This window comes from Pseudomonas fuscovaginae SE-1 (assembly GCF_000364705.1).
Classification (GTDB): Bacteria; Pseudomonadota; Gammaproteobacteria; order Pseudomonadales; family Pseudomonadaceae; genus Aquipseudomonas; species Aquipseudomonas fuscovaginae_A.
Map to the genome: position 1 here is coordinate 1 of NZ_AQOH01000055.1, position 3,862 is coordinate 3,862.

The window sequence follows — 3,862 nt, forward strand, 5'->3', positions numbered from 1 at the left end:
CGGTGTTTTTGCCGGTACTGAAGGCACCACGAAAAAAGACCGTACTGAGCGTGAGACAGCAGCCGGCAGCCAGATCAGTGCCGGGCAGGACCTGGCAATCAATGCCAAGCGAGACATCAATCAGGTCGGTTCAGATCTCAAGGCATCCCACGACATCGATCTGACCGCTGGCAGAAACATCAACATCGATGCGGCACGGGAAAGCCTGCTTAAAGAGCAGATTCGAGAGAAGGAACGCAACGGGCTGGGTGCGTCGCTCAATCACAACTATGCCAATACCAAGGATGCCGTCAGCGGGGCCGGGAAGGGTGAGGATAATGTCAGCAAGGGGTCGAGCACGCTTAAGGCCGTGGACTCGGTAGGGCAGTTCCTCAACGGCCCCACGGTCGATGCCAAATTCGGTAATAGCAAGCAGAGCAACAGTCAGCAAGTTGTTGAGCAAACCAATCGGTCCTCGACGCTTAGCGCTGGTAATGACCTGAATTTGTCGGCTGGTCATGATGCGTTGGTCCGTGGCGCTCAGCTGGATGCCGGGCGTGACATCAACATCAAAGGTCGAGATGTGGTGCTGGATGCTGCCAAGGGCAGCATTAGCCAGGAAACCCGCGAAAGCCTGAGTTGGGGCGGTATTCATGGAGGTACCAGCGGTGGCTTTAAAATTGGTGTCGGTGGAAGCCATGGCGTAGCCAGTGGTGATGGCAGTCAGGGCACTTCAACTGTCAATCAGTTGGGGGCCGGTCGGGACGTGAACCTGCAGGCAAGTAATGATCTGAATCTGATCGGTACCCAGGTCAAGGCGGGTCGCGATATCGACCTGAAGGCCGGCAACGAACTGAACATTCGGTCCACTCAGAATGGCTATTCCACCGAAAACAACAGAAGTAGTGGCGGTGGGGAGGTTGGCTTCACCTTCGGTTCCCAAGGGGTTGGCGTGTACGCGAGTGTCAGCCTGGGCAAGGGCAATCTCGAGCGTGAAGGTGAGCGACAGCAGGAAGCGTATTTGTATGCCGGAGATCGCCTGAGTTTTACCAGCGGAAAAGACACCAACGTTTCTGGGGCCACTTTACGGGGGGATGAGGTTGTCGGTCGTGTCGGTGGTGACCTGAATGTATCGTCTGCAGCGGATGCCGGCACCGTCAAAGGTAAAGAGTTCGATGTCAACGTAACAGTTACCGTTGGCCCAGGTGCTGGCGTCAGCGGCTCAGTGGGATATGGAGCAACCACTGGTAAGACGAATTGGGTAGGTGAGCAGACCAGCATAACCGGAAAGGAAAAAGTCGATATTCGTACTGAAAATCACACCCAGATTGATGGGGCGTTGATTGCTGCTGATAACGGAAACCTGAAGCTGGACACTGGAACGCTAGGTTTCAGTGATATTGCCGGTAAGGATAAGGAACATGGTTACTACCTGAATGTTGGTGGCAGCTATAACCAGAGCGGTTCCGGTGGTACTGCTCAGGATCCTAGCCAGACGGGTAAAGGCGAGGAAGGGAAGACCGGCTGGAGTGTCAGTGGTTGGAACTACGAAAAAGACAAAGAGCAAATTGTCAGGGCAACCGTAGGTGCAGGGGACATCATTGTCCGTAAGGACGCCGAAACAGGTGCAGACTCAACCCAAGGACTTAACCGCGATGTCGGAAAGGCATACGAGGTAACCAAAGATAAAGAAAGCCGGACGGACCTGTACGCTTCGGGGACGTCAGTAGGGGCTGTACTGGATCCCGGTAAAACCTATGACCAGTGGAAACGGAATGTTTCGCTATATGGGGAGAATAGCGTGGAGGCACTCAGGAGTCTTAAAGACCTCCTAGGTACCACCGTATTTCTCGCCTTAAATGTAGAAAAAATCAATCAGGCTAGTTTGAATGCGAACGATGTAATCAACTTTAATCGCAATCTCCGCTATCTCTCCAGTAAGGACCAGGCGAGAAGAGAGGAGGCTGTTGGGTATCTATTTGCTGGAAAAAAATTTGATCAGCTAGATCCTAAAGCTAAGAATTTCTTTTCTGGTATTGCAGAGCTGGCTGGTCAAGATCCAAGGAAAGCTATCGCTTTCATGCTAGTGATTGCACGCTCTCAGAACCCTCAAGGGCTTAACCAGCAGGGTTTCGCTTCAGTTGCATCTGGTGCAGTGGTCGCAGGTGTGGCGTTAATTCTAGTAGCTGCTGGGACCTCTCCAGAAAACCAGGCCAAGATGAGTGAGGCGGTGAACGCTGCCATCCATAAGGCTGGCGAGGGCACGGATGCGTTGAGGGAGGTGCAGGTTAGGCTGGCTGTTGAGCTGGTGAAGATTTACTGGACAACGTTCCCTGTTCATCTGCTTGATGATGAAAGCCGTGCGCTGGTCAACCCGATTTTGGACGGGCAAGGCTCCAACCCGGCGAGTGGTGGGTATGCTGCTGGGGGCCAGCCAACGGCAGTACCTACTACCGGTGGCAGCCAGATTGTGGATCCAAGGGGAGAAAGCTACATCTCTCCAGCAGGTGATAGCGATCTACCTTCACCAGGTAATGTGTACAGCAGTGGTGGTGTTAAAATTACACACGGAGAGCATGCTAAAATTAGGGGCGGCGAGGGGCGAGCAACAGGTGCGGTAATCAATGATGTTCAAATATCGCGGCCGGCAGATATTCTTCTTCAAGATGATGGGCGTTGGGTTGTTAGAGGTCCTAATGGTCGCATCCATATTTTGGAAGCTGATGGAGAGCTTGTTACCACTTATAGCAATCCGGAGCGTAATACAAATAATCGAATTATGGAGGGTCGATGGATTAGGCCGACTCAGGATGAGTTAAGGAAGTTTAGTGAGCAGTTCTCTGATTATGTGAGGTGGTGATTGTGGAGATTTTGAAAAAAGAGTGCGTGGGTAGCGTGACGCTTTTTGATCTTAAAGTGTCGGAAGGGGAGTTGATGGTTTATGCTGATTGTATGCGGGTTGTCATGGAAAAATTTGATGATTGTGAAATATCGGATATGACAATTTGTGAGTCAAGGAAGGAGATTTCTTATTTTTTAGCTGAAGTAAAAAAAACATTGAAGGAAATGGTGTGTCAAGAGTTTTTGGAGGATCGATTTAAAGATTGAGGAGCGGGGTGGGAGAAACGGAGACGAATCGCTCTTATTGGCGAATGGTGGATATGCTGCTGGTAGGCTGCCAACTGCGGCGTCCAACACGGGAGCAGCCAAATTCTGCAACCTTCGGGCGGCGACTATTCTACTCATATCGTTGATCTTCCTTCTTCCGGTACGATGAGTCAGGAGTCCTGTTCATTATTTTCATAGTGAAAGTGGGAAGATTTTGATGTGAAAGCTAAACCTAATTGTAGTAATTGAGTGGGTAGTGATTCTTTGGTTTTAGAGATCTTTAAGATTGAGGAGGCTGCTAGGTTTTTGTCTGCTCTCTCTATAGGTTTGTTAACGTCGGTGCGTAGTGGGGCATGTCTTTGAATGAGGCGGAACAGCTGCTTTTTACTCCCTGGGCTTCGAGGGTGCTCGGTGATAAGGGGATCTTGGAAATAAGTCAGCTTGTTATGGATTGTTGTGAGTTGGAGGATGTTCTCAGTTTGGTGTCTGATCGATTTGATGAAAATATTCAAATAATGATTGATAAATATTTGGATTTTTTAAATAATTCAAAATCCAGAGCGACTGATCAGAGGCTTATGGTTTTGAGGTGATAAATATAGTGACCAACTATTCTCGGATGCCTCGATAGGTAATTTCGACACCATCGCTCGCTCGTAAGTAGTCTTGATGATTTCGAGAGTGCTCTGTCGGAGTGGAAGAAATTTATTGTCTCCGGCTGCTCCCCGCCTTAGGCACTGTACGAAAAGAAATGTCGTAGACACCGCCGCCAGCA

At 50.1% G+C, this 3,862-nt stretch carries 3 protein-coding genes; all 3 read left to right on the plus strand.

The window, feature by feature from the left end; all coding sequences use genetic code 11:
- Positions 1-2,839, plus strand: a 2,839-nt coding sequence (locus K675_RS33530) for a hemagglutinin repeat-containing protein (RefSeq protein ID WP_232434399.1), incomplete at its 5' end; no start/stop codon positions are given.
- A 2-nt stretch (positions 2,840-2,841) separates the two neighbouring features.
- Entirely contained in the window at positions 2,842-3,087 is a 246-nt protein-coding gene (locus K675_RS0106270; RefSeq protein WP_026144977.1) for a hypothetical protein, read from the plus strand.
- 353 nt (positions 3,088-3,440) lie between these two features.
- Positions 3,441-3,680, plus strand: coding sequence for a DUF3969 family protein (locus K675_RS34070; RefSeq protein ID WP_420066327.1), 240 nt, complete (start codon positions 3,441-3,443; stop codon positions 3,678-3,680).
- The last annotated feature ends 182 nt before the right edge of the window (positions 3,681-3,862 follow it).

What these genes read in the sequence shown, in the direction of transcription:
- K675_RS34070 (WP_420066327.1), top strand. Translation starts at nt 3,441, where the DNA reads ATGTCTTTGAATGAGGCGGAACAGCTGCTTTTTACTCCCTGGGCTTCG.